This is a genomic window from Lysinibacillus fusiformis, from assembly GCF_002845985.1.
Lineage (GTDB): Bacteria > Bacillota > Bacilli > Bacillales_A > Planococcaceae > Lysinibacillus > Lysinibacillus fusiformis_D.
The window spans coordinates 169,381-193,392 of sequence record NZ_PDFK01000005.1; the positions used below are offsets into that span (position 1 = coordinate 169,381).

At 39.5% G+C, this 24,012-nt stretch carries 31 protein-coding genes; all 31 read left to right on the forward strand.

The genetic code is table 11. The features are described from left to right. Nucleotides 1-66: 66 nt before the first annotated feature. Complete coding sequence (gene rpoC, locus CRI88_RS16840; RefSeq protein ID WP_058845122.1) at nt 67-3,750, forward strand: DNA-directed RNA polymerase subunit beta'; 3,684 nt, start codon at nt 67-69, stop codon at nt 3,748-3,750. 137 nt (nt 3,751-3,887) lie between these two features. Beyond that, complete coding sequence (locus tag CRI88_RS16845; RefSeq protein ID WP_036123715.1) at nt 3,888-4,136, forward strand: ribosomal L7Ae/L30e/S12e/Gadd45 family protein; 249 nt, start codon at nt 3,888-3,890, stop codon at nt 4,134-4,136. A 98-nt stretch (nt 4,137-4,234) separates the two neighbouring features. Continuing rightward, complete coding sequence (gene rpsL, locus CRI88_RS16850) at nt 4,235-4,654, forward strand: 30S ribosomal protein S12 (protein WP_010860613.1); 420 nt, start codon at nt 4,235-4,237, stop codon at nt 4,652-4,654. A 149-nt stretch (nt 4,655-4,803) separates the two neighbouring features. Next, a complete protein-coding gene (gene rpsG / locus CRI88_RS16855) occupies nt 4,804-5,274 on the forward strand; it encodes a 30S ribosomal protein S7 (protein WP_036123710.1) in 471 nt (156 codons plus the stop codon). A gap of 80 nt (nt 5,275-5,354) precedes the next feature. Next, nucleotides 5,355-7,433: an elongation factor G gene (fusA, locus tag CRI88_RS16860; protein WP_036123709.1), complete on the forward strand. Its 2,079-nt coding sequence runs from the start codon at nt 5,355-5,357 to the stop codon at nt 7,431-7,433. Nucleotides 7,434-7,569: 136 nt separating this feature from the next. Next, nucleotides 7,570-8,757 carry an elongation factor Tu gene (gene tuf, locus CRI88_RS16865; RefSeq protein ID WP_036123706.1) on the forward strand — a complete coding sequence of 396 codons (1,188 nt, stop codon included), beginning with the start codon at nt 7,570-7,572 and terminating at the stop codon, nt 8,755-8,757. Nucleotides 8,758-8,912: 155 nt separating this feature from the next. Beyond that, the gene (locus CRI88_RS16870) at nt 8,913-9,602 is read left to right on the forward strand and encodes a response regulator transcription factor (protein WP_080717086.1); all 690 of its coding nucleotides are present in this window, start codon (nt 8,913-8,915) and stop codon (nt 9,600-9,602) included. Nucleotides 9,603-9,607: 5 nt separating this feature from the next. After that, entirely contained in the window at nt 9,608-10,624 is a 1,017-nt protein-coding gene (locus CRI88_RS16875; protein ID WP_036123704.1) for a sensor histidine kinase, read from the forward strand. A gap of 96 nt (nt 10,625-10,720) precedes the next feature. Then, nucleotides 10,721-11,482 carry an ABC transporter ATP-binding protein gene (locus tag CRI88_RS16880; protein ID WP_036123701.1) on the forward strand — a complete coding sequence of 254 codons (762 nt, stop codon included), beginning with the start codon at nt 10,721-10,723 and terminating at the stop codon, nt 11,480-11,482. Beyond that, a complete protein-coding gene (locus CRI88_RS16885) occupies nt 11,472-13,451 on the forward strand; it encodes an FtsX-like permease family protein (RefSeq protein ID WP_058845121.1) in 1,980 nt (659 codons plus the stop codon). The genes CRI88_RS16880 and CRI88_RS16885 overlap by 11 nt, the downstream gene beginning before the upstream one ends. A gap of 160 nt (nt 13,452-13,611) precedes the next feature. Next, nucleotides 13,612-14,922, forward strand: a complete 1,311-nt coding sequence (locus CRI88_RS16890) for a Na+/H+ antiporter family protein (protein WP_101966876.1) — start codon at nt 13,612-13,614, stop codon at nt 14,920-14,922. A 351-nt stretch (nt 14,923-15,273) separates the two neighbouring features. Then, nucleotides 15,274-15,582, forward strand: a complete 309-nt coding sequence (rpsJ, locus tag CRI88_RS16895; RefSeq protein ID WP_004233624.1) for a 30S ribosomal protein S10 — start codon at nt 15,274-15,276, stop codon at nt 15,580-15,582. Nucleotides 15,583-15,628: 46 nt separating this feature from the next. Beyond that, nucleotides 15,629-16,258 carry a 50S ribosomal protein L3 gene (gene rplC / locus CRI88_RS16900; protein WP_036124665.1) on the forward strand — a complete coding sequence of 210 codons (630 nt, stop codon included), beginning with the start codon at nt 15,629-15,631 and terminating at the stop codon, nt 16,256-16,258. A 26-nt stretch (nt 16,259-16,284) separates the two neighbouring features. Beyond that, nucleotides 16,285-16,908 (forward strand): 50S ribosomal protein L4, encoded by a 624-nt coding sequence (gene rplD, locus CRI88_RS16905; RefSeq protein ID WP_004233626.1) that lies wholly within the window; start codon nt 16,285-16,287, stop codon nt 16,906-16,908. Continuing rightward, nucleotides 16,908-17,192 carry a 50S ribosomal protein L23 gene (gene rplW / locus CRI88_RS16910; protein ID WP_036124663.1) on the forward strand — a complete coding sequence of 95 codons (285 nt, stop codon included), beginning with the start codon at nt 16,908-16,910 and terminating at the stop codon, nt 17,190-17,192. Before rplD ends, rplW begins: the two co-directional genes overlap by 1 nt. A gap of 48 nt (nt 17,193-17,240) precedes the next feature. Continuing rightward, nucleotides 17,241-18,071: a 50S ribosomal protein L2 gene (gene rplB / locus CRI88_RS16915; protein ID WP_036124661.1), complete on the forward strand. Its 831-nt coding sequence runs from the start codon at nt 17,241-17,243 to the stop codon at nt 18,069-18,071. 60 nt (nt 18,072-18,131) lie between these two features. Then, a complete protein-coding gene (gene rpsS / locus CRI88_RS16920; RefSeq protein WP_008181911.1) occupies nt 18,132-18,410 on the forward strand; it encodes a 30S ribosomal protein S19 in 279 nt (92 codons plus the stop codon). Nucleotides 18,411-18,432: 22 nt separating this feature from the next. Beyond that, nucleotides 18,433-18,777 carry a 50S ribosomal protein L22 gene (rplV, locus tag CRI88_RS16925; protein WP_004233639.1) on the forward strand — a complete coding sequence of 115 codons (345 nt, stop codon included), beginning with the start codon at nt 18,433-18,435 and terminating at the stop codon, nt 18,775-18,777. 3 nt (nt 18,778-18,780) lie between these two features. Beyond that, a complete protein-coding gene (gene rpsC / locus CRI88_RS16930; RefSeq protein WP_025116438.1) occupies nt 18,781-19,434 on the forward strand; it encodes a 30S ribosomal protein S3 in 654 nt (217 codons plus the stop codon). Nucleotide 19,435: 1 nt separating this feature from the next. Beyond that, complete coding sequence (gene rplP / locus CRI88_RS16935; RefSeq protein WP_025116437.1) at nt 19,436-19,870, forward strand: 50S ribosomal protein L16; 435 nt, start codon at nt 19,436-19,438, stop codon at nt 19,868-19,870. Continuing rightward, a complete protein-coding gene (gene rpmC, locus CRI88_RS16940; protein ID WP_004233646.1) occupies nt 19,860-20,060 on the forward strand; it encodes a 50S ribosomal protein L29 in 201 nt (66 codons plus the stop codon). The genes rplP and rpmC overlap by 11 nt, the downstream gene beginning before the upstream one ends. An 18-nt stretch (nt 20,061-20,078) precedes the next feature. Next, nucleotides 20,079-20,342: a 30S ribosomal protein S17 gene (gene rpsQ, locus CRI88_RS16945; protein ID WP_008181723.1), complete on the forward strand. Its 264-nt coding sequence runs from the start codon at nt 20,079-20,081 to the stop codon at nt 20,340-20,342. Nucleotides 20,343-20,384: 42 nt separating this feature from the next. After that, the gene (rplN, locus tag CRI88_RS16950) at nt 20,385-20,753 is read left to right on the forward strand and encodes a 50S ribosomal protein L14 (RefSeq protein WP_004233650.1); all 369 of its coding nucleotides are present in this window, start codon (nt 20,385-20,387) and stop codon (nt 20,751-20,753) included. Nucleotides 20,754-20,788: 35 nt separating this feature from the next. Next, a complete protein-coding gene (gene rplX, locus CRI88_RS16955) occupies nt 20,789-21,097 on the forward strand; it encodes a 50S ribosomal protein L24 (protein WP_004233652.1) in 309 nt (102 codons plus the stop codon). A 29-nt stretch (nt 21,098-21,126) separates the two neighbouring features. Then, entirely contained in the window at nt 21,127-21,666 is a 540-nt protein-coding gene (gene rplE / locus CRI88_RS16960) for a 50S ribosomal protein L5 (protein ID WP_008181719.1), read from the forward strand. 22 nt (nt 21,667-21,688) lie between these two features. Then, on the forward strand, nt 21,689-21,874 hold the full coding sequence (locus CRI88_RS16965) for a type Z 30S ribosomal protein S14 (protein ID WP_004233656.1): 186 nt from the start codon (nt 21,689-21,691) through the stop codon (nt 21,872-21,874). Nucleotides 21,875-21,903: 29 nt separating this feature from the next. Beyond that, a complete protein-coding gene (gene rpsH / locus CRI88_RS16970; RefSeq protein ID WP_008181717.1) occupies nt 21,904-22,302 on the forward strand; it encodes a 30S ribosomal protein S8 in 399 nt (132 codons plus the stop codon). A gap of 30 nt (nt 22,303-22,332) precedes the next feature. Beyond that, nucleotides 22,333-22,872: a 50S ribosomal protein L6 gene (rplF, locus tag CRI88_RS16975; protein ID WP_008181715.1), complete on the forward strand. Its 540-nt coding sequence runs from the start codon at nt 22,333-22,335 to the stop codon at nt 22,870-22,872. A 32-nt stretch (nt 22,873-22,904) separates the two neighbouring features. Next, nucleotides 22,905-23,264 (forward strand): 50S ribosomal protein L18, encoded by a 360-nt coding sequence (gene rplR / locus CRI88_RS16980; protein ID WP_101966877.1) that lies wholly within the window; start codon nt 22,905-22,907, stop codon nt 23,262-23,264. 21 nt (nt 23,265-23,285) lie between these two features. Then, nucleotides 23,286-23,789, forward strand: a complete 504-nt coding sequence (gene rpsE, locus CRI88_RS16985) for a 30S ribosomal protein S5 (RefSeq protein ID WP_008181711.1) — start codon at nt 23,286-23,288, stop codon at nt 23,787-23,789. A 13-nt stretch (nt 23,790-23,802) separates the two neighbouring features. Next, nucleotides 23,803-23,985 (forward strand): 50S ribosomal protein L30, encoded by a 183-nt coding sequence (gene rpmD, locus CRI88_RS16990; RefSeq protein ID WP_004233668.1) that lies wholly within the window; start codon nt 23,803-23,805, stop codon nt 23,983-23,985. Nucleotides 23,986-24,012 lie beyond the last annotated feature (27 nt).

The window sequence follows — 24,012 nt, forward strand, 5'->3', positions numbered from 1 at the left end:
GCAAGCGATTATCGAGCTGCGTAAAAGAGTCTTTATAAAGACCTATACTAGAGGGAGGTAGGCTCCTTGATAGACGTTAATGAATTTGAATATATGAAAATCGGTTTAGCATCCCCTGACAAGATTCGTTCTTGGTCATATGGTGAGGTTAAAAAGCCTGAAACAATTAACTACCGTACATTAAAACCAGAAAAAGATGGTTTATTCTGTGAACGTATCTTTGGTCCAACTAAAGATTGGGAATGTCATTGTGGTAAATATAAACGTGTACGCTATAAAGGCGTAGTTTGTGACCGTTGTGGCGTTGAAGTAACACGCGCTAAAGTTCGTCGTGAACGTATGGGACACATCGAATTAGCAGCACCAGTTTCTCATATCTGGTACTTCAAAGGTATTCCAAGCCGTATGGGTCTAATCCTAGATATGTCACCACGTGCATTAGAAGAAGTTATTTATTTTGCTTCATATGTTGTGATTGATGCGGGTGCTACTAATTTAGAAAGCAAACAATTACTTTCTGAAAAAGAGTACCGTGCATACCGTGAAAAATTCGGCAACACATTCGAAGCTGCAATGGGTGCAGAAGCAATCAAAAAACTATTAAGCAAAATTGACTTAGAGGATGAAACACATTCTTTAAAAGAAGAGTTAAAATCTGCACAAGGTCAAAGACGTACTCGTGCTATCAAACGTCTAGAAGTTGTTGAATCTTTCCGTAACTCAGGTAACTCACCTGAATGGATGATTCTAGATGTTCTACCTGTTATTCCACCAGAGCTTCGTCCAATGGTGCAATTAGATGGTGGTCGTTTTGCAACTTCCGATTTAAACGATTTATACCGTCGTGTAATTAACCGTAATAATCGTTTAAAACGTTTATTAGATTTAGGTGCGCCAAGCATCATCGTACAAAACGAAAAGCGTATGCTACAAGAAGCTGTTGACGCATTAATTGATAATGGTCGTCGCGGACGTCCTGTAACAGGTCCTGGTAACCGTCCACTAAAATCACTTTCACATATGCTGAAAGGTAAACAAGGTCGTTTCCGTCAAAACTTACTTGGTAAACGTGTTGACTATTCTGGTCGTTCCGTTATCGTAGTAGGTCCAAACTTAAAAATGTACCAATGTGGTTTACCAAAAGAAATGGCTATCGAATTATTCAAGCCATTCGTAATGAAAGAGTTAGTAGAGCGTGGTCTTGCTCATAACATTAAATCTGCTAAGCGTAAAATTGAACGTTTAAACAATGACGTTTGGGACGTTTTAGAAGATGTTATTCGTGAGCATCCGGTATTACTAAACCGTGCACCAACGCTTCACCGTCTTGGTATTCAAGCATTTGAACCAACACTAGTTGAAGGTCGTGCTATTCGTCTTCACCCATTAGTATGTACAGCGTATAACGCTGACTTCGATGGTGACCAAATGGCGGTTCACGTACCGTTATCAGCAGAAGCTCAAGCAGAAGCTCGTCTTCTAATGCTTGCAGCACAAAACATCTTGAATCCAAAAGATGGTAAACCTGTTGTAACACCTTCTCAAGATATGGTATTAGGAAACTACTACCTAACACTTGAACGTGAAGATGCTCGTGGTGAAGGTACTGTTTTCTATGGTCCAAATGAAGTCTTAATTGCATATGATACAGGTCATGTACATTTGCATACACGTATCGCGATTAAAGCAAGTTCGTTAAATAACCCAACATTCACAGAAGAACAAAATAATATGTTCCTATTGACAACTGTTGGTAAAGTAATCTTTAACGAAATCTTGCCAAAATCATTCCCTTATATTAATGAGCCAACTGATTTCAACTTAGAGCAAGTAACACCAGAGAAATACTTCGCTAATTTAGTAATTGACGAAGATACTCTGAAAGAGCTTGAATCAGATAGCGCTTATAATAATTTAGATGAAAAAGGGAAAATTGATGCACAACGTACAGCTGTATTGCGTAAATATTTTGCATCAGTACCAGTTGTAAATCCATTCCGTAAAAAATTCTTAGGAAATATCATTGCTGAAGTGTTTAAACGTTTCCACATTACTGAAACATCTAAAATGCTTGACCGCATGAAAAACCTAGGATTTAAATATTCAACACGTGCTGGTATTACTGTAGGTGTATCTGACATCGTGGTATTACCTGATAAAGGTGAAATTTTAGCTGTAGCTCAAGAAAAAGTGGATAAAGTTCAAGCGCAATTCCGTCGTGGTTTCATTACAGAGGATGAACGTTATGATCGTGTTATCTCAAGCTGGAGTGCTGCGAAAGACGAAATTCAAGCGAAACTGATGAAGTCACTTGAGAAAACAAACCCAATTTTCATGATGTCTGATTCAGGTGCCCGTGGTAACGCATCTAACTTTACGCAGTTAGCTGGTATGCGTGGTCTGATGGCCAACCCGGCTGGTCGTATTATTGAACTTCCAATTAAATCTTCATTCCGTGAAGGTTTAACAGTATTAGAGTACTTCATCTCTACTCACGGTGCTCGTAAAGGTCTTGCCGATACAGCCCTTAAAACTGCCGATTCAGGTTACTTAACACGTCGTCTTGTTGACGTTGCACAGGATGTTATTGTACGTGAAGATGACTGTGGTACTGACCGTGGCTTAACAATTGGTGCATTAATGGAAGGCACAGAACTGATTGAAGCTCTAGATGAACGTATTGTTGGTCGTCATACGAAGAAAACAATCGTACATCCTGAAACGGGTGAAGTTATTTTAGGAAGAGATGGTTTAATCGACCAAGATGTTGCTCGTGCAATTATTGAAGCAGGTATCGAGGAAGTGACAATCCGTTCAGCATTTACATGTAATACAAAACATGGCGTATGTAAAAAATGTTACGGCATGAACTTGGCAACAGGTGAAAAGGTTGAGGTTGGAGAGGCAGTTGGTATTATTGCAGCTCAATCAATCGGTGAACCAGGTACACAATTAACAATGCGTACATTCCATACAGGTGGGGTTGCCGGAGATGATATTACACAAGGTCTTCCACGTATCCAAGAGATCTTTGAAGCACGTAATCCAAAAGGTCAATCTGTTATTTCAGAAATCACAGGTACTGTTTCAGATATCACAGAAATTCGTGAAGGCTTAAAAGAAATTACTATTCAAGGTGACGTAGAAACGCGTAAGTATCAAGCACCTTATAATGCACGTTTAAAAGTTATCGAAGGTGATAATGTAGAGCGTGGTCAAGTTTTAACAGAGGGTTCTATCGATCCAAAACAATTGTTAAAAGTCAAAGATGTTTCAACTGTTCAAGAATATTTATTAAAAGAAGTTCAAAAAGTATACCGTATGCAAGGGGTAGAAATTGGTGATAAACATATCGAGGTAATGGTTCGCCAAATGCTTCGTAAAGTACGTGTAATTGAAGCTGGAGATACAGATTTATTACCAGGTTCATTACTAGATATCCACCAATTTGCAGAGGCAAATGCAGATGCTGTTATGAATGGCAAAAATCCTGCAACTTGTCGTCCTGTTATCCTGGGTATTACAAAAGCTTCTCTTGAAACAGAATCATTCTTATCTGCAGCATCGTTCCAAGAAACAACACGTGTGTTAACAGATGCAGCAATTAAGGGTAAACGTGACGAGCTTCTTGGATTAAAAGAGAACGTAATTATCGGTAAACTTGTTCCTGCAGGTACTGGTATGCAACGTTACCGTCAAATCCGCATCGAAAAAGATGAGCTTGACACAGAAGTTGTTTCTGCCGAATAGACATTAAAATAGGACCGAAGAGATGGAATTTCACCGTCTCTTCGGACTTTTTAAAGATATTAGTTGACAGTGTAAATTGGTAATGATAATATATTGAAGGTTGATAGTTAACTGTCTGTACTTCGGAGGATATGAAAATGTCTTATGATAAAGTAAGGGCTAGTCAAACAATCATAGGTACAAAGCAAGCAGTAAAAGCAATGCGAGCCGGTTCAGTGAAAGAACTTCTTGTGGCACTTGATGCAGACAATTGGGTAACCGATTCGGCCATATCTTTCGCGAGAGAAATCGGTATACCAGTTATTCTTGTTGAGTCGAAAAAGGAACTGGGCAAGGCCTGTGGAATCCATGTTGGAGCTGCGGTAGTTGCGATTACTGTAGAGTAGTTTTTGTGTATTAAACACAAAGACTTTGTTTTTACCCAAAAAATGAACCACCTGGATGTGTGGTATTAACAAGGAATAAATGAAGGGAGGAAATATCGATGCCTACAATTAACCAATTAGTACGTAAGCCTCGTCAATCTAAAATCACGAAATCAAAATCACCAGCGTTAAACAAAGGATATAACTCATTTAAAAAATCTTTAACTGATGTTAAATCACCACAAAAACGCGGTGTTTGTACTCGTGTTGGTACAATGACACCTCGTAAACCGAACTCAGCGTTACGTAAATACGCTCGTGTACGTTTAACTAACCAAATTGAGGTTACAGCTTATATCCCAGGTGAAGGCCACAACTTACAAGAGCACAGTGTTGTTCTTATCCGTGGCGGACGCGTAAAAGACTTAGCGGGTGTTCGTTACCATATCGTACGTGGAGCTCTTGATACAGCTGGTGTAAACGGTCGTTTACAATCACGTTCTAAATACGGAACAAAACGCCCTAAAGAAAAAAAATAATTTAACGTTAAATAACGTTATTTAATACTGAGCCTCATACTAATTGTCACAAATATCGAATCTTGCTAGCAGATTTGATATTTGATCGACAAATACGAAAAGGCCAACTTTATAAAATAATCGATAACTATTCGAAAGGAGGAAAACACATGCCTCGTAAAGGTCCTGTTTCCAAACGTGACGTGTTACCAGATCCAATTTATAGTTCAAAACTAGTAACTCGTTTAATCAATAAAATGATGGTTGATGGTAAAAGAGGTACTTCTCAAAAGATTTTATACGGTGCGTTCGAACTTGTTAAAGAACGTTCTGGTGAAAATCCAATTGAAGTATTCGAAGCCGCTCTAAACAACGTAATGCCAGTTCTTGAAGTTCGTGCTCGCCGTGTTGGTGGTTCAAACTACCAAGTACCGGTTGAAGTACGTCCAGAACGTCGTACAACTTTAGGTCTTCGTTACCTAGTTAACTATGCTCGTCTTCGTGGTGAAAAAACTATGGAAGAACGTTTAGCTAACGAAATTCTTGATGCTTCTAACAACACTGGTGCATCAGTTAAGAAACGTGAAGACATGCACAAAATGGCAGAAGCGAACAAAGCATTCGCTCACTACCGTTGGTAATTTAACCTATGTGTTAGCCAGTTAGCTAACACAAGGTCTCTTATACAGTCTTTACCCCAATATGGAAGGAGAAATTTCCTATGAAACGCGAATTCTCACTTGAGAATACTCGTAATATTGGGATCATGGCTCACATTGATGCTGGTAAAACAACAACAACTGAGCGTATCCTTTATTACACTGGTAAGATTCACAAAATCGGTGAAACTCATGAAGGCGCTTCTCAAATGGACTGGATGGAGCAAGAGCAAGAGCGTGGTATTACAATCACTTCTGCTGCAACAACAGCCCAATGGGCAGGCCATCGTGTAAACATCATCGATACTCCTGGACACGTAGACTTCACTGTAGAAGTAGAACGTTCATTACGTGTACTTGACGGTGCTGTTACAGTACTAGATGCTCAATCTGGTGTTGAGCCTCAAACTGAAACTGTATGGCGTCAAGCTACAACTTATGGTGTTCCACGTATTGTATTCATTAACAAAATGGATAAAACAGGAGCAGATTTCTTATATTCTGTAGGAACTCTACATGATCGTTTACAAGCAAACGCTCACCCTATCCAATTACCTATCGGAGCTGAAGATCAATTCTCAGCAATCATCGACCTAGTTGAGATGAAAGCTACTTTCTATGGCGACGAAAAAGGTACAGCAGTAACTGAAGGAGAAATTCCTGAAGAATACCGCGCACAAGCTGAAGAATACCGTGAAAAACTAATCGACGCTGTTGCAAGTGTTGATGAAGAAATCATGGAAAAATATTTAGAAGGCGAAGAAATTACTGTTGCGGAACTTAAAGCGGCGATCCGTCGTGCTACAATCGCAGTAGAATTCTACCCAGTAATCTGTGGTACAGCATTCAAACACAAAGGCGTACGTCCAATGTTAAATGCCGTTATCGATTACTTACCATCTCCAGTTGATGTACCAGCAATCAAAGGTACTTCAGTAGATGGTGACGAAGAGTTAGAACGTAAATCTTCTGATGCAGAGCCATTCTCAGCTCTTGCATTCAAAGTTATGACTGACCCATTCGTAGGTAAATTAACTTTCTTCCGTGTGTACTCTGGAACATTAGATTCAGGTTCATACGTGCAAAACTCTTCTAAAGGTAAACGTGAGCGTGTAGGTCGTATCCTACAAATGCACGCTAACTCTCGTGAAGAGATCTCAAAAGTATTTGCTGGAGACATCGCGGCAGCAGTAGGTCTTAAAGACACTACTACTGGTGATACTCTTTGTGACGAGAAGAACCTAGTTATTCTTGAATCAATGGAGTTCCCTGAGCCAGTAATTTCTCTTTCTGTAGAACCAAAATCAAAAGCTGACCAAGATAAAATGGGTCAAGCTTTACAAAAACTTCAAGAAGAGGATCCAACTTTCCGTGCTCATACTGACACAGAAACTGGACAAACAATCATCTCAGGTATGGGTGAACTTCACCTTGATATCTTAGTTGACCGTATGCGCCGTGAATTTAAAGTAGAAGCTAACGTAGGTGCTCCAATGGTATCTTACCGTGAAACATTCCGTAGCTCTGCAAAAGTTCAAGGTAAATTCACTCGCCAATCTGGTGGTCGTGGACAATACGGAGATGTAACGATTGAGTTCTCTCCAAATGAAGAAGGTAAAGGATTTGAATTCGAAAACGCTATCGTTGGTGGTGTAATTCCTCGTGAATACATTCCTGCAGTTGAAGCAGGTCTTCGTGACTCTCTTGACCGCGGTGTAGTAGCTGGTTACCCTCTAATCGACATTAAAGCGAAATTAGTATTCGGTTCTTACCATGACGTTGACTCGAATGAGATGGCGTTCAAAATTGCTGCATCTATGGCTCTTAAAGAAGCTTCGAAACAATGTGACGCTGTTATCTTAGAACCAATGATGAAAGTAGAAGTTGTAATTCCAGAAGAATACCTTGGCGATATCATGGGTAACATTACTTCTCGTCGCGGACGCGTTGAGGGTATGGATGCTCGTGGTAACTCACAAGTTGTTCGTGCGATGGTTCCTTTAGCAGAAATGTTTGGTTATGCAACAACACTTCGTTCTGCAACACAAGGTCGTGGTGTATTCTCAATGACATTCGATCATTATGAAGAAGTACCAAAATCAATTGCTGCTGAAATCATCAAAAAAAATAAAGGTGAATAATTGAATTTTCATCTTGCATAAAGTATAACTAATTTGTAAGCTATGATTGCAGGATAGGGGATGGGCCCGTTCTCTATCGGCATTCATTCTATAAATTTCAAAAATAAAACATATAATTTTGAGGAGGCAATCTCTAATGGCTAAAGAAAAATTTGACCGTTCTAAAACGCATGCTAACATTGGTACAATCGGACACGTTGACCATGGTAAAACTACTTTAACTGCTGCAATCGCTACAGTTCTTTCTAAAAAAATGGGTGGTACAGCTAAATCATACGCTGACATCGATAACGCTCCAGAAGAAAAAGAGCGTGGTATCACAATCAACACTTCTCACGTAGAATATGAAACAGAAACTCGTCACTATGCACACGTTGACTGCCCAGGACACGCTGACTATGTTAAAAACATGATCACTGGTGCTGCACAAATGGACGGCGGTATCTTAGTAGTATCTGCTGCTGATGGCCCAATGCCACAAACTCGTGAACACATCCTTTTATCTCGTCAAGTAGGTGTTCCATACTTAGTAGTATTCATGAACAAATGTGATATGGTTGATGACGAAGAATTATTAGAATTAGTAGAAATGGAAATCCGTGATCTACTATCTGAATATGACTTCCCAGGTGACGATATTCCTGTAATCAAAGGTTCTGCTCTTAAAGCTCTTGAAGGTGAACCAGAATGGGAAGAAAAAATCGTTGAATTAATGGACGCTGTAGATTCTTACATCCCAACTCCAGAACGTCAAACTGACAAACCATTCATGATGCCAGTAGAGGACGTATTCTCTATCACTGGTCGTGGTACAGTTGCAACTGGCCGTGTTGAACGTGGTCAAGTTAAAGTTGGTGACGTAATTGAAATCATCGGTATCGCTGAAGAAGCTAAATCTACTACTGTAACTGGTGTAGAAATGTTCCGTAAATTATTAGACTATGCTGAAGCTGGTGACAACATCGGTGCTTTACTACGTGGTGTTGCTCGTGAAGAAATCCAACGTGGTCAAGTATTAGCTAAACCAGGTTCAATCACTCCACACACAAACTTCAAAGCTGAAGTTTACGTTTTATCAAAAGAAGAGGGTGGCCGTCATACTCCATTCTTCTCTAACTACCGTCCTCAGTTCTACTTCCGTACAACTGACGTAACAGGTATCTGTAACTTACCAGAAGGCGTTGAAATGGTAATGCCTGGTGATAACATCGAAATGACAGTTGAACTTATCGCTCCAATCGCTCTTGAAGAAGGTACTAAATTCTCTATCCGTGAGGGTGGCCGTACTGTAGGCGCTGGCGTAGTTGCTTCTATCCAAAAATAATTTTAGCTTTCGCTAATTATCAAACCAATCTGTAGGGACGCTTACAGATTGGTTTTTTGTGTTAAAATAAGGGAAATCAAATGATTTTAATTAGTGTATGTATACATAACAGCTAGCATGTCATCTAGGAGAAATAAAGAAAAGGGGAATTGAACATGGACATGAAAATCTTGCTCATTGAAGATGATCCATCCATTTTTAACATGATTCAAGAACGTTTTGCACATTGGTCATTACAAGTGGTTGGTCCTAAAAATTTTCAAAAGGTGATGGACAATTTTATAGAGGAGAAACCACATCTTGTGCTGATTGATATTCAATTACCTGCCTATGATGGCTTTCATTGGTGTCGAGAAATACGTCATTTATCCAAAGTACCCATCCTTTTTCTTTCGTCTCGAGATCATCCAATGGATATGGTGATGGCTATGCAAATGGGAGCAGATGATTTTATACAAAAGCCATTCCATATGGAAGTGCTACTCGCGAAAACACAGGCGATTTTACGAAGAACCTATGACTATGTTGAGGAGAAAATGGACGTTACTCGTTTTAATAATGCCGTTATTGATTATACAAGGAGTGAGATTGTATTTAATGGGGCTACTGCTTCCTTAACGAAAAACGAGCTCTTCATTTTACGAATTTTAGTGGAACAGGTTAATCAGATTGTTTCAAGAGACGAATTAATGAGAAAGCTTTGGGATGATGAACGTTTTGTCAATGATAATACTTTGTCGGTAAATGTTAATCGATTACGTACAAAGCTAGAGGATATTGGTTTACCAGAAGTGATTCTAACTAAAAAAGGACTTGGATATATGGCAGTCAGCCAGAGGACGTGAAAAACATGCTATTATTATTTATAAGAGAACGCTTTGCATGGATTGGTTTTTTTATTTTCATTTTTACACTTCTAAATGTGCTATTTTCTTTAGATGTTGGTTTAAATAGTATTTCAATATGGTATGTAAACATTAGTTTGCTTGTTAGTTTTACACTCTTTTTTGTGTGGCGTTATGTCAATGAAGTTGGGAAATTAAAAGATTTCCTGGGAAATATGGACGGCTACCTTGATGAAGCACATAAAAACAGACTAGTTTTAACTCCTTTTCAGGAAGCATGCTTTCAAAAAATAGAAAGTGTCTTTTATGAGAAGAACATGGAGTTAAATCAAGCTAAAGTGCAACTACAAGAGTATTCAGATGAGCTGTTGGCTTGGGTTCATGAAGTAAAGGCCCCTTTAACAACGATTAATTTATTGTTAGAGCATATTGAGGATGTATCACTGCGCCGAAAATTAGAGAATGAATGGCTGAGACTACATCTTTTAGTCGATCAACAGCTACATCAAACAAGATTAGCCTCTATTGAAAAGGACAACTATTTAAATGAGGTCGAGCTGAAACCGATTGTCTATAAAGAAATCAGGGGTATGCAGGCTTGGTGTATTGAAAAAGGTATTGGCTTTGAAGTCGCTGAGCTTACAGATACGGTTCTGACTGATGGCAAGTGGCTGGCGTTTATTGTTCGGCAAATTCTCTCAAATGCCATAAAATATAGTCCAGTAAATTCTGAGGTCACAATTTTTACTGAACATGACCCAACAGGTGCGACATTATTACATATAAAAGATGTAGGTATAGGTATTCCTTTAGAGGATTTACCTCGAATTTTTCAAAAATCGTATACGGGAACAGCGGGAAGAGAATCCTCACAATCTACAGGAATGGGTCTTTATTTGGCATCCAATGCAGCCCGAAAAATCGGGATTCGCATCTATGTTCAATCGAATGTTGGAGACGGCTCATTATTTACACTGCGTTTTCCCTTACAAAATGAATATGTCAAACTAACAGGTAGATGACGAAATTGTCACCTACCTTTTTATATTGTCATGTAAAACGCACGAATGAATAGCTATGACAGGGTACACTTGGATTATAGAAAGGGGCGTTATCACGTGACAGTTTTAATTGGTCGTAAAATAAAGAAAGTATATGGCAAAAAATCAACGGCTCAAGAAGTGCTAAAGGGTATTGATTTAGAAGTAAATAAAGGTGAGTTTGTAGGCATTATGGGACCTTCAGGTTCAGGTAAAACAACACTTTTAAATGTCTTGTGTTCTATAGATTTCGCAACAGAAGGTGTAATTGAAATAAACGGTCATAATTTGCGTGATATGAAAGAAAAGGCATTAGCGAATTTTCGACGAGAGCAGCTAGGATTCATATTTCAAGATTATAATTTACTGGATACCCTCACAGTAAAGGAAAATATCCTTCTGCCATTAGCTATCAGTAAGTTACCAAAAGCTGTTGCGGAAAGCCGAGTGAAAGAGCTAACATCCCTATTGGGTATTACAGAAATTTTAAATAAATATCCCAATGAAATATCTGGTGGACAAAAGCAGCGTACCTCTGCTGCACGTGCACTTATTACGACCCCATCGTTGGTATTTGCAGATGAGCCTACTGGTGCATTGGATTCTAAATCGGCTACAGCCTTGCTCCAAAATCTCCAAAACATTAATGAGACGAAAGAAGCGACAATAATGATGGTTACACATGATGCAGTAGCTGCAAGCTTCTGCACACGTGTTTTATTTTTAAAGGATGGCCTGATCTATAGTGAACTTTATAAGGGTGATAAAACAAGGCAGGCATTTTTCCAAGAAATCATGCATACGCAAAGTGTGCTAGGCGGTGACGGGTATGAGTCTTAGTAAGCTAGTGATTAGAAGCATGAAGAAAAATATGAAGCACTACTATCTATATTTCTTTGCTCTTATTTTTAGTGTTACTTTGTATTTTTCCTTTGTTACATTGCAAAATAATTCTGAGGTATGGGATGCTGTTCAAATGAGTGGAACGGCTACGGCAGGATTTAAAGCAGCCACTTATATTCTCTATTTTATCGTTTTATTCTTCGTCCTATATGCAAATCATTTATTTATGAAACGTCGTAGTAAGGAAATAGGATTGTACCAATTGATAGGCATGACAAAGGGGCTAATCGTGCGTTTACTAGCGATTGAAAACATTCTCTTATTTATTGGTGCTGTTATTCTAGGGATGCTGGTAGGTTTCTTTAGCTCACGCGTATTTGCTATGATTTTACTACGTGTCCTTGAAAAAGAAGCTCTTGTAACCATGACATTTAGTACACAGGCATTACAGCAGTCGATGATCGTGTTTGCTATTCTTTTGGTTATTGTTCTTGTACAGATGGCTTGGATGATTCATCGTGTTTCATTATTATCACTGTTTAGCGCGGCAAAACAAGCAGACGAGCGTGTGAGACGTTTTAGTGCATTACAAATGGCAATTGGCTTTATGGGTCTTGTGCTGATTGCTTACGGCTACTATGCGTCAACAAAGCTATTTGATATTGATTCAGCTGGTCATTTATTTATCAATATGATGATAATTTTAGCTACGACTATTGGTGGTACATTTCTTGTCTTTCGTTTCTCCGTAGCCTTTATTATGAATACTATTCGCTTGAAGAAAAAAGGGCATTTATCTATCAAGGATGTATTAGCATTAACACCGATTATGCATCGCATGAAGAGCAACGCAAAGTCATTAACACTTATCACTGTATTAACAGGTGTGTCTCTAGGTGTAACGACGCTATCCTATATCGCCTACTATTCCTCAGAGGCATCGGCTTATAGCCAAGTACCTGGTGATTTCATATTGCTAGAAGAGCAGGGTCAGACCTTCTTAGAGGAGTTAGAGAAAAATAACATTACGTATGATAAAGTAGATTATCGTTTACAAGGAGTAACAGCCTCTGTAGGTCAATTAATGTCTAAAAAGCAGCAGGACAATCCTTTATATGATATGGAAGGAACAATCTATACTATCCCGCTTTCTGATTATCAGCAAAGCGTTCCTGAAGCATCGCTATCAGGCAACGATGTTATCTTAACCAACTATGGCGGTTATATGGCTGAAATGTTTCCATTAGAAAAAGATCGTGATGTAGTGGTATCTGCAGGAGAGCTTGAAGAAACTTTCCATGTAGTAGATGTTCATGATAAAAGTGTTATAAGTGGTATTGTCACGGCTGGAGGTGGCGGACCTATCTTTGTTGTGACAGATGACATGTTTACAAGTTTAACTACGCAAGCAGCGCTTTATCCTTGGCATCAACAAACGACCATTACAATAACAGCAAAAGAAGAATTAGAAACAGCAGAGAAATTATATATTCAAACAAATGCAGGAGTTATTACGGCTGTAGAAGGTGATGGTAAGACACAGCAATATACACAATCTTCCTTTGAAGAAAAACGTAAAGATAATATTGAAACATTAGGTCTTACGATTTTTACAACAGCATTTTTAGGATTAGCATTTCTAATGACAACTGGTAGTATTCTATACTTTAAACAAATGTCTGAGGCAGAGGAAGAAAGAAGTTCCTATACAATACTCAGAAAAATTGGTTTTGCCGAGAAAGACATCATGAAAGGCATTTATATGAAACAGGCCTTTAATTTTGGTGTCCCATTAGTTATTGGATTATTGCATAGCTACTTTGCTGTTAAGTCAGGATGGTTCTTATTTGGTACAGAGTTAACGGCTCCCTTGTGGATTGCGATGTGCTGTTACGTAGCGTTATATACGATCTTTGGCATACTTTCGGTTGGCTATTATAAAAAAGTTGTTCGTGAATCGTTGTAACAATTAAATATGAAGAAACTCAAAAACAGTGTAATGATTAATCCTTTACACTGTTTTTTTATATAAACATATTGAAATTGTGAAAACTATTGACTTTCAAATATCAGAATAATAAAGTTTAACATGTTAGTAATTTAGTGTATGAAAGTGAAGTGTAACAATGAATGCAGTAATTACGGCGGTAGCCGTTATGTTGATATTAAGCTTGCTTCGCATCAATGTCGTTCTTTCCTTAGTACTAGGAGCTTTTGTAGGTGGTCTTACAAGTGGAATGGGCATTGAGGCAACAGTACAATCATTTACAGAAGGGTTAGGCGCAGGGGCCACTATTGCATTGAGTTATGGTCTCCTTGGTGGCTTTGCTATTGCTATTGCCAAAACTGGAATACCAGAATTGATGATTGCAGGGATGTTAAAAATTTTAAATGGCAAAAGTAATAGAAAAGGCTTAGTGAAGGTTTTAATTTTTTTCCTTATTTTCGTGATGTCTATTTTATCTCAAAATGTTATTCCTATTCATATTGCCTTCATTCCATTATTGATTCCTCCTATTTTAAAAATATTAAATATGTTGGAGGTTGATCGACGTATCATTGCGGTCCTAATTGCAGTAGGCTTAATCGGTACTTATAGTTTCGTGCCAGCTGGTTTCGGAGCCATTTTTCAAGATATCGTTGCTACACAAGTGTCAGAGGCTGGAATGGCTGTATCTTCACGTGATGTACCGGCAGCAATGGCGATTCCGGTGCTAGGAATGCTGATTGGGCTGCTTGTCGCCTTTGTTGTATACCGTAAGCCAAGACAGTATAAGCACAATGAAGTAGAGACGGAATCTTTAAACGTGAACGTCAGTAAGTTTGTGATGTTTTCTACAGCTCTTGCATTAGTCGCATCACTTTGTGCTCAAGTATTAACAGATTCAATGATTGTCGGATCGTTTACAGGGATTATGTTGATGTATTTTACAGGTGCGCTTAAATGGAAAGAGGCAGATGACATTCTCTCTGAAGGGATGAAGATGATGGCCTTTATTGGCTTTGTCATGATTGCGGCCAATGGCTTCGCAGCCGTTATTAATGCTACTGGGGATGTGGATAGCTTAATTACAAGCTCAATCGCTGTGCTGAAAGGTAATAGAAGTCTCGCTGTCTTTATCATGCTAGTCATTGGATTAGTTGTGACGATGGGTATTGGTTCATCTTTTGCTACAGTACCTATTATTGCTACGTTATTTGTTCCTCTTGCACAAGGGTTGGGATTGAGTCCATTAGCGATTCTTTGTTTAATTGGTACAGCAGGTGCTTTAGGCGATGCAGGCTCTCCAGCTTCAGATTCTACGTTAGGACCAACAGCAGGCTTAAATGTAGATGGACAACATCATCATATTTGGGATACTTGTGTACCGACATTTGTTTTTATTAATATCCCTTTGATCCTGTTTGGTTGGATGGCATGTGTATTCTTTCTATAAAATAAGAAGTAGTTTCTTATCTATAGAAACTACTTTCTTAAAGAATTGTTTGAAAAGTACGGAAATGTTGATATGACAACCTTAACTATTGCAATATGTAATAAAATTTTATATACTAATAAACGGCTTAATAAAGCGAAGAAGTAGTAGTACTAAGAATATCTACAACATTTAAAAGAATTTAGCGAAAAGACTTGCTTATTCTTTTTTTATTGTATATAATGTTGAATGTTGGTCTTTGACTGCGATGAAGCGAGAGGTTGCCGACACACCCGGCCGCTTTGCCATGGCGGTGTGTGGGAAAATTTTCGTGGAGAATGTCTAGAAAATAGGCGAGAAGGAGGGAAAATAATGGCAAAACAAAAGATTCGTATTCGTTTAAAAGCGTATGATCACCGTATTTTAGATCAGTCTGCTGAGAAAATTGTGGAAACTGCAAAACGTTCAGGTGCAAGTGTATCAGGTCCGATTCCACTTCCAACTGAGAAGTCTGTGTACACAATTCTTCGTGCGGTTCACAAGTACAAAGATTCTCGTGAACAATTCGAGATGCGTACGCATAAACGTCTGATCGATATCGTTAACCCAACACCACAAACTGTTGATGCGTTAATGAAACTTGATTTACCATCTGGCGTTGATATCGAAATCAAACTTTAATGGTAAAAATAATATAACTTTTCAAAACTTACAGGAGGTGTGACAAATGGCTAAAGGAATCTTAGGTAGAAAAATTGGTATGACACAAGTTTTCGCTGAAAACGGCGATTTAATCCCGGTAACAGTTATCGAAGCTGCGCCAAACGTAGTTCTTCAAAAGAAAACTGTTGAAACAGACGGCTACGAAGCAATTCAAGTTGGTTTCGAAGACAAGCGCGTTAAGCTTTCTAACAAACCTGAACAAGGTCACGTAGCAAAAGCGAACACTGCTCCTAAGCGCTTCATTCGTGAATTCCGCAACGTGAACGTTGGAGAATACGAAGTTGGTCAAGAAGTCAAAGTAGAAATTTTCGCAGAAGGCGATGTAATTGATGTGACAGGTGTTACTAAAGGTAAAGGTTTCCAAGGTGTTATTAAACGCCACGGACAATCTCGTGGTCCTATGGCCCACGGTTCTCGTTACCACCGTCGTCCTGGTTCAATGGGTCCAGTTGCTCCGAACCGCGTATTTAAACAAAAGAAATTACCTGGTCAAATGGGTGGCAATGTAGTTACAATCCAAAACTTAGAAATCGTGAAAGTTGATGCTGATCGTAACTTACTACTTGTTAAAGGTAATGTTCCTGGTTCTAAAAAAGCTCTAGTTACAGTAAAAACTGCAATTAAAGCTAAGTAATCACTTCAAGAAAGGAGGAAACAGGAATGACAAAAGTATCTGTACTTAGTCAAACAGGTGCTTCAGTTGGTGAAATCGAATTAAACGATGCGATCTTCGGAATCGAGCCAAATGAAGCAGTATTATTCGACGCAGTAGTAGCTCAACGTGCTTCTCTTCGTCAAGGTAATCACAAGGTTAAAAACCGTTCTGAGGTTGCTGGTGGTGGTCGTAAACCATGGCGTCAAAAAGGAACTGGTCGTGCTCGTCAAGGTTCTATCCGTTCTCCACAATGGCGCGGCGGTGGTATCGTATTCGGTCCTACTCCACGTAGCTATTCTTATAAATTACCTAAAAAAGTTCGCCGCTTAGCTCTTAAATCTGCTTTATCAGCTAAAGTAGTAGAACAAAACTTCTTAGTTCTTGATGCTCTAACTCTAGCAGCACCAAAAACAAAAGAATTCACAAAAATTCTTAAAGATCTTTCTTTAGAGAAAAAATCTTTATTCGTAACTGCTGACCTAGATGAAAACGTAGCATTATCTGCTCGTAACATCCCAGGTGTAACAGTTTTAACTGCAAATGGAATCAACGTTCTTGATCTATTAGGTCACGACAAAGTTGTATTCACTAAATCTGCAGTAGAAAAAGTTGAGGAGGTGCTTGGATAATGGAAGCACGTGATATTTTAAAACGTCCGGTCATTACTGAGCGTTCTTCAGAACTTATGGCAGAGAAAAAGTATACTTTCGAAGTAGACACTCGCGCTAACAAAACTCAAGTAAAAGACGCTGTAGAAGAAATCTTTGGCGTAAAAGTTGAGAAAGTAAACGTTCTTAACTACAAAGGTAAATTCAAGCGTGTTGGCCGTTATGGTGGTTACACTAACAAACGTCGTAAAGCGATTGTTAAATTAACTGCTGATAGCAAAGAAATTGAATTATTCGAAGTGTAATCCTTAATGGATTTATGATTTGAACACTCAAGAAGGAGGGAAAACACAATGGCGATTAAAAAGTATAAACCTACCTCTAATGGTCGTCGTAACATGACGTCATTAGACTTTGCGGAAATTACAACTAACAAGCCTGAGAAATCATTGCTTGAACCAACTAAACGCAAAGCTGGTCGTAACAACCAAGGTAAAATCACTGTTCGTCATCATGGTGGTGGTCATAAGAAGCAATACCGTGTTATCGATTTCAAACGTGTTAAAGATGGCATTCCGGCAAAAGTTGCTACTATTGAATATGATCCAAACCGTTCTGCGAATATCGCATTAATCAACTACGCTGATGGAGCAAAAGCTTACATCTTAGCACCAAAAGGTCTAGAGGTTGGTCAAACAATCGTTTCTGGTCCAGATGCTGATATTAAAGTAGGTAATGCATTACCATTAGCAAACATTCCAATGGGTACTACAATCCATAACATCGAGTTAAAACCTGGAAAAGGTGGACAATTAGTACGTTCTGCTGGTACTTCTGCTCAAGTACTTGGTCGTGAAGATAAGTACGTAATCGTTCGTCTTCAATCTGGTGAAGTACGTTTAGTGTTAGCTACTTGCCGCGCTACAATCGGTCAAGTTGGTAACGAACAACACGAACTTGTACACATCGGTAAAGCAGGTCGTAGCCGTTGGTTAGGTAAACGCCCAGAAGTTCGTGGTTCTGTAATGAACCCTAACGATCACCCACACGGTGGTGGTGAAGGACGTTCTCCAATCGGACGTAAATCACCAATGACTCCTTGGGGTAAACCAGCACTTGGTTACAAAACTCGTAAGAAGAAAAACAAATCGGATAAATTTATCATCCGTAGTCGTAAAAAATAAAGTGGTTAAACTACGGTTCTATGTGAGAGCCGTGGTGGAATCACGGAGGGAGGTTCCTACATGGGTCGCAGCTTGAAAAAAGGACCTTTTGTTGATGACCACTTAATGAAAAAAGTGGAAGTACAAGAGGCTTCTGAGAAAAAACAAGTTATCAAAACTTGGTCACGCCGTTCTACAATCTTCCCGAACTTCATCGGTTTAACGATTGCTGTATATGATGGACGTAAACATGTTCCTGTATACGTAACAGAAGATATGGTAGGCCATAAACTTGGTGAGTTCGCACCGACACGTACTTACAAAGGTCACGGTGCAGACGACAAGAAAACAAGACGCTAATTTTGAGAGGAGGTAAATCCTAATGACACAAGCTAAAGCTATCGCTCGCACAGTACGTATTGCTCCTCGTAAAGTACGTCTAGTTGTAGACTTAATCCGAGGTAAGCAAGTTGGTGAAGCAGTTGCAATTTTACGTCATACTCCAAAAGCGGCGTCTCCAGTCGTTGAGAAAGTATTAAAATCTGCAGTTGCTAATGCTGAGCACAACTACGATCTTGACATCAACTCTTTAGTAGTTTCTGAAGTGTTCGTTGATGAAGGTCCAACTTTAAAACGTTTCCGTCCACGTGCGCAAGGACGTGCAAGCGCAATTAACAAACGCACAAGCCACATCACTCTAGTGGTATCTGAGAAGAAGGAGGGTTAATCCGTGGGTCAAAAAGTACATCCAATAGGACTGCGCGTTGGTATTATTCGTGACTGGGAGTCAAAATGGTACGCTGAAAAAGACTATGCAACTCTACTTCACGAAGACATCAAAGTGCGTAAATATATTGAAACGGCTCTTAAAGACGCTTCTGTTTCTAAAGTAGAAATCGAACGTGCTGCAAACCGTGTAAACATTACAATTCACACTGCGAAACCAGGTATGGTAATCGGTAAAGGTGGTACTGAAGTTGAAAACCTTCGTAAATACCTTAGCGAGTTAACTGGTAAACGCGTACACATCAACATCATTGAAATTAAACGTGCAGATCTTGACGCTCGTCTAGTAGCTGAAAACATCGCTCGTCAATTAGAAAACCGTGTATCATTCCGTCGTGCGCAAAAGCAAGCGATCCAACGCACAATCCGTGCTGGTGCAAAAGGAATTAAAACACAAGTATCTGGTCGTTTAGGTGGCGCTGATATCGCGCGTGCTGAACACTATAGTGAAGGAACTGTTCCACTTCATACTCTACGTGCTGACATTGACTATGCACACGCAGAAGCTGACACTACTTACGGTAAATTAGGCGTTAAAGTATGGATCTACCGTGGTGAAGTTCTTCCTACGAAGAAATCTGTGGAAGGAGGCAAATAATATGTTATTGCCTAAACGCGTAAAATACCGTCGTGAACACCGCGGCAACATGCGTGGCGAAGCGAAGGGCGGCAAAGAAGTATCATTCGGCGAGTGGGGCTTACAAGCTCAAACTGCTAGCTGGATTACTAACCGTCAAATCGAATCTGCACGTATCGCGATGACTCGTTACATGAAACGTGGCGGTAAAGTTTGGATTAAAATCTTCCCACACAAACCTTACACTAAAAAACCTCTAGAAGTCCGCATGGGTTCTGGTAAAGGTTCTCCTGAAGGTTGGGTAGCAGTAGTAAAACCAGGAAAAATTATGTTCGAAATTGCTGGTGTATCTGAAGAGATTGCACGTGAAGCACTTCGTTTAGCATCACATAAGCTTCCTGTTAAATGTAAGATCGTAAAACGTCAAGAAACTGGTGGTGAATCTAATGAAAGCTAATGAAATCCGTGACCTTGCCACTTCTGAAATTGAATTAAAAGTGAAATCACTGAAAGAAGAGCTTTTCAACCTTCGCTTCCAATTGGCGACTGGTCAATTAGAAAACACAGCTCGTATTCGTGAAGTGCGTAAAGCAATCGCGCGTATGAAAACTGTTATTCGTGAAAGAGAAATCAGTGCAAATAACTGATAAAGGAGGTTTTCAAGTATGACTGAGCGTAATCAACGCAAAGTTTACACGGGCCGCGTTGTTTCAGATAAAATGGACAAAACTGTTACTGTTTTAGTTGAAACTCACAAAAAGCACAAGCTTTACGGTAAACGTGTAAAATACTCTAAAAAGTTTAAAGCTCATGATGAGCAAAACCAAGCGAAAATCGGTGATATCGTACGTATCATGGAGACTCGCCCGCTATCAGCTACTAAACGTTTCCGTCTAGTTGAAGTTGTAGAAAAAGCGGTTATTATTTAATAACTATTTCGGAACAACCATTTCCGAAGGGAGGTAACCTAAGTGATCCAACAAGAAAGTCGTATGAAAGTTGCTGACAACTCAGGTGCACGTGAAGTTCTTACAATTAAAGTGCTTGGTGGCTCTGGCCGTAAAACTGCTAACATCGGTGATATCGTTGTTTGTACAGTTAAGAAAGCAACACCAGGTGGCGTTGTCAAGAAGGGTGACGTTGTTAAAGCTGTTATCGTTCGTACTAAATCAGGCGTACGTCGTAAAGACGGTACGTACATCAAATTTGATGAAAATGCTTGTGTAATTATTCGTGATGATAAATCACCACGCGGAACTCGTATTTTCGGACCTGTTGCACGTGAATTACGTGACAGCAACTTCATGAAAATCGTTTCTCTAGCTCCAGAAGTTCTTTAATTTCATGATAGTGCCAATCAAGGAGGTGCGACAGCATGCATGTAAAAAAAGGTGACAAGGTTAAGGTTATCACTGGTAAGGACAAAGGCAAAGAAGGAGTAATCCTAGCTGCTTTCCCTAAACAAGACCGCGTTCTTGTTGAAGGCGTTAATATCGTGAAAAAGCACGTTAAACCTAACCAATTGAATCCACAAGGTGGGATTGTAAGCCAAGAGGCTGCAATTCACGTTTCGAACGTAATGCTAATCGATCCTAAATCTGGCGAGCCGACTCGTGTAGGTTATAAAATCGAAAACGGTAAAAAAGTTCGTGTTGCAAAAAAATCAGGTGCAGTAATCGACTAACTAGTAAATAAAAGAAGGGAGGTACACACATGAGCCGCCTAAAAGAAAAATATTTAAATGAAGTTTCTCCTGCTCTTATGAGCAAGTTTGGATATAAATCAGTTATGCAGTTGCCGAAAGTTGACAAAATCGTTATCAACATGGGTGTTGGTGATGCTGTTCAAAACTCTAAAGCATTAGATGCAGCTGTAGAAGAATTAACAATTATCACTGGTCAAAAACCAGTTGTAACTAAAGCGAAAAAATCGATCGCAGGTTTCCGTTTACGTGAAGGTATGCCAATCGGTGCTAAAGTTACATTACGCGGTGAGCGTATGTATGAATTCTTGGACAAATTAATCTCAATCTCACTTCCTCGTGTACGTGACTTCCGTGGTGTTTCTAAAAAAGCATTCGATGGTCGCGGTAACTACACTCTAGGTGTTAAAGAGCAACTAATTTTCCCAGAAATCGATTACGATAAAGTTTCAAAAGTACGCGGTATGGACATCGTGATCGTAACGACAGCGAACTCTGACGAAGAAGCTCGCGAGTTATTGACACAATTCGGTATGCCGTTCCAAAAGTAATTTAAACAAGGAGGGCGAAAACGTGGCTAAAAAATCTATGATCGTTAAACAACAACGTAAGCAAAAGTTTAAAGTGCAAGAATATACACGTTGTGAACGCTGTGGCCGTCCACACTCTGTATATCGCAAATTCAAACTTTGCCGTATTTGTTTCCGAGAACTTGCATATAAGGGACAAATTCCTGGCGTGAAAAAAGCCAGCTGGTAATCCCCTAATTTGGGAAGGAGGTAAATGTAATGACAATGACTGATCCGATTGCAGATATGCTTACTCGCATTCGTAATGCGAACATGGTTCGTCACGAGAAGTTAGAAGTACCAGCTTCCAACGTGAAAAAAGAAATCGCTGAAATTTTAAAGCGTGAAGGTTTCGTACGTGACGTAGAATACGTGGAAGACAACAAGCAAGGTATTATCCGTATCTTCTTAAAATACGGTAAAGATAACGAGCGTGTTATCACTGGCTTAAAACGTATTTCTAAACCTGGTCTACGTGTATATGCTAAAACAAATGAAGTGCCTAAAGTACTGAACGGTCTTGGTATCGCTTTAGTGTCAACTTCACAAGGTTTATTAACAGATAAAGAAGCTCGCGCTAAACAAGTTGGCGGCGAAGTTCTAGCATACGTTTGGTAATTAGCAATAAATGAATGGAGGTGCAACTAAATGTCTCGTGTAGGTAAAAAAATTATCGAGGTACCAGCTAACGTAACTGTTACTGTTGCAGCTGACAACACTGTTACTGTTAAAGGTCCTAAAGGCGAACTTGTTCGTTCTTTCCACCAAGATATGAAAATTGAGCAAGAGGGTAACGTAATCTCTGTATCACGTCCTTCTGAATCAAAAGAACACCGCACAAACCACGGTACTACTCGTGCGCTTCTAGCGAACATGGTTACTGGTGTTTCTGCAGGTTTCGAAAAAGCTTTAGAACTTATCGGTGTTGGTTACCGTGCGCAATTACAAGGCAAAAAACTTGTACTTAACGTAGGTTACTCTCATCCAGTAGAGTTCACACCTGAAGATGGTCTTGAAATTGAAGTTCCTTCTAACACTAAAATCATCATTAAAGGTATTAGCAAAGAGCGCGTTGGTGCTCTTGCATCTAACATCCGTGACGTTCGTCCACCAGAGCCATATAAAGGTAAAGGTATCCGTTACGAAGGCGAATACGTTCGTCGTAAAGAAGGTAAAACAGGTAAATAATGCTGCCTAAGCATTAGAAAGGAGTGACCCTTGTGATTACGAAACAGGATAAAAATCAAGTTCGTAAAAAACGTCATGCGCGAGTTCGTTCTAAAATTTCGGGTACTGCTGAGCGTCCACGCTTAAATGTATTCCGTTCTAACAAGAACATCTACGCTCAACTTATCGATGACGTAGCAGGCGTAACAATTGTTAGCGCATCTTCTCAAGAAAAAGATTTTGAAGGCACTGGTAGCAATGTTGCAACTGCATCAAAAATCGGTGAAACAATCGCGAAACGCGCTGCGGAAAAAAATATTACTGCTGTAGTTTTTGACCGTGGTGGTTACTTATATCATGGACGCGTGAAAGCTTTAGCTGAAGCTGCACGTGAGAGTGGTTTAGAATTTTAATAAGAAGGAGGGACACATTTCATGAGTCGAATTGACGCAAACAAACTTGGAGAACTTGAAGAACGCGTAGTTACTATTAACCGTGTTGCTAAAGTTGTTAAAGGTGGACGTCGCTTCCGCTTCACAGCACTAGTTGTTGTTGGCGATAGAAACGGTCATGTAGGTTTCGGTACTGGTAAAGCTCAAGAGGTTCCAGATGCTATCCGTAAAGCTGTTGAAGATGCGAAGAAAAACTTAGTAGAAGTGCCACGTGTTGGTGGAACAACTCCACACTTAGTGCTTGGTCGCTTCGGTGCAGGAGAAATCTTAATTAAACCTGCTGCTCCTGGTACAGGAGTTATCGCTGGTGGTCCAGTACGTGCTGTACTAGAACTTGCTGGTATTACTGATATTCTTTCAAAATCTCTTGGATCTAACACACCAATCAACATGGTGCGTGCAACTGTTCAAGGTTTAACTGAATTAAAACGCGTAGAGGACGTAGCTAAATTACGTGGTAAATCAGTGGAAGAAATATTAGGATAAGGGGGGAAAGATAATGGCTAACAAATTAGAAATCACCCTTACTAAATCTGTGATTGGTACTAAACCTGCACAACGCAAAACTGTTGAAGCTTTAGGTTTACGTAAATTACACCAAACTGTAGAGAAAGCTGATAATGCAGCTACTCGCGGTATGCTTGATAAAGTAGCACACTTAGTTACTGTAAAAGAAATTTAATTTTCAATAATTGAACAAGGAGGTGCC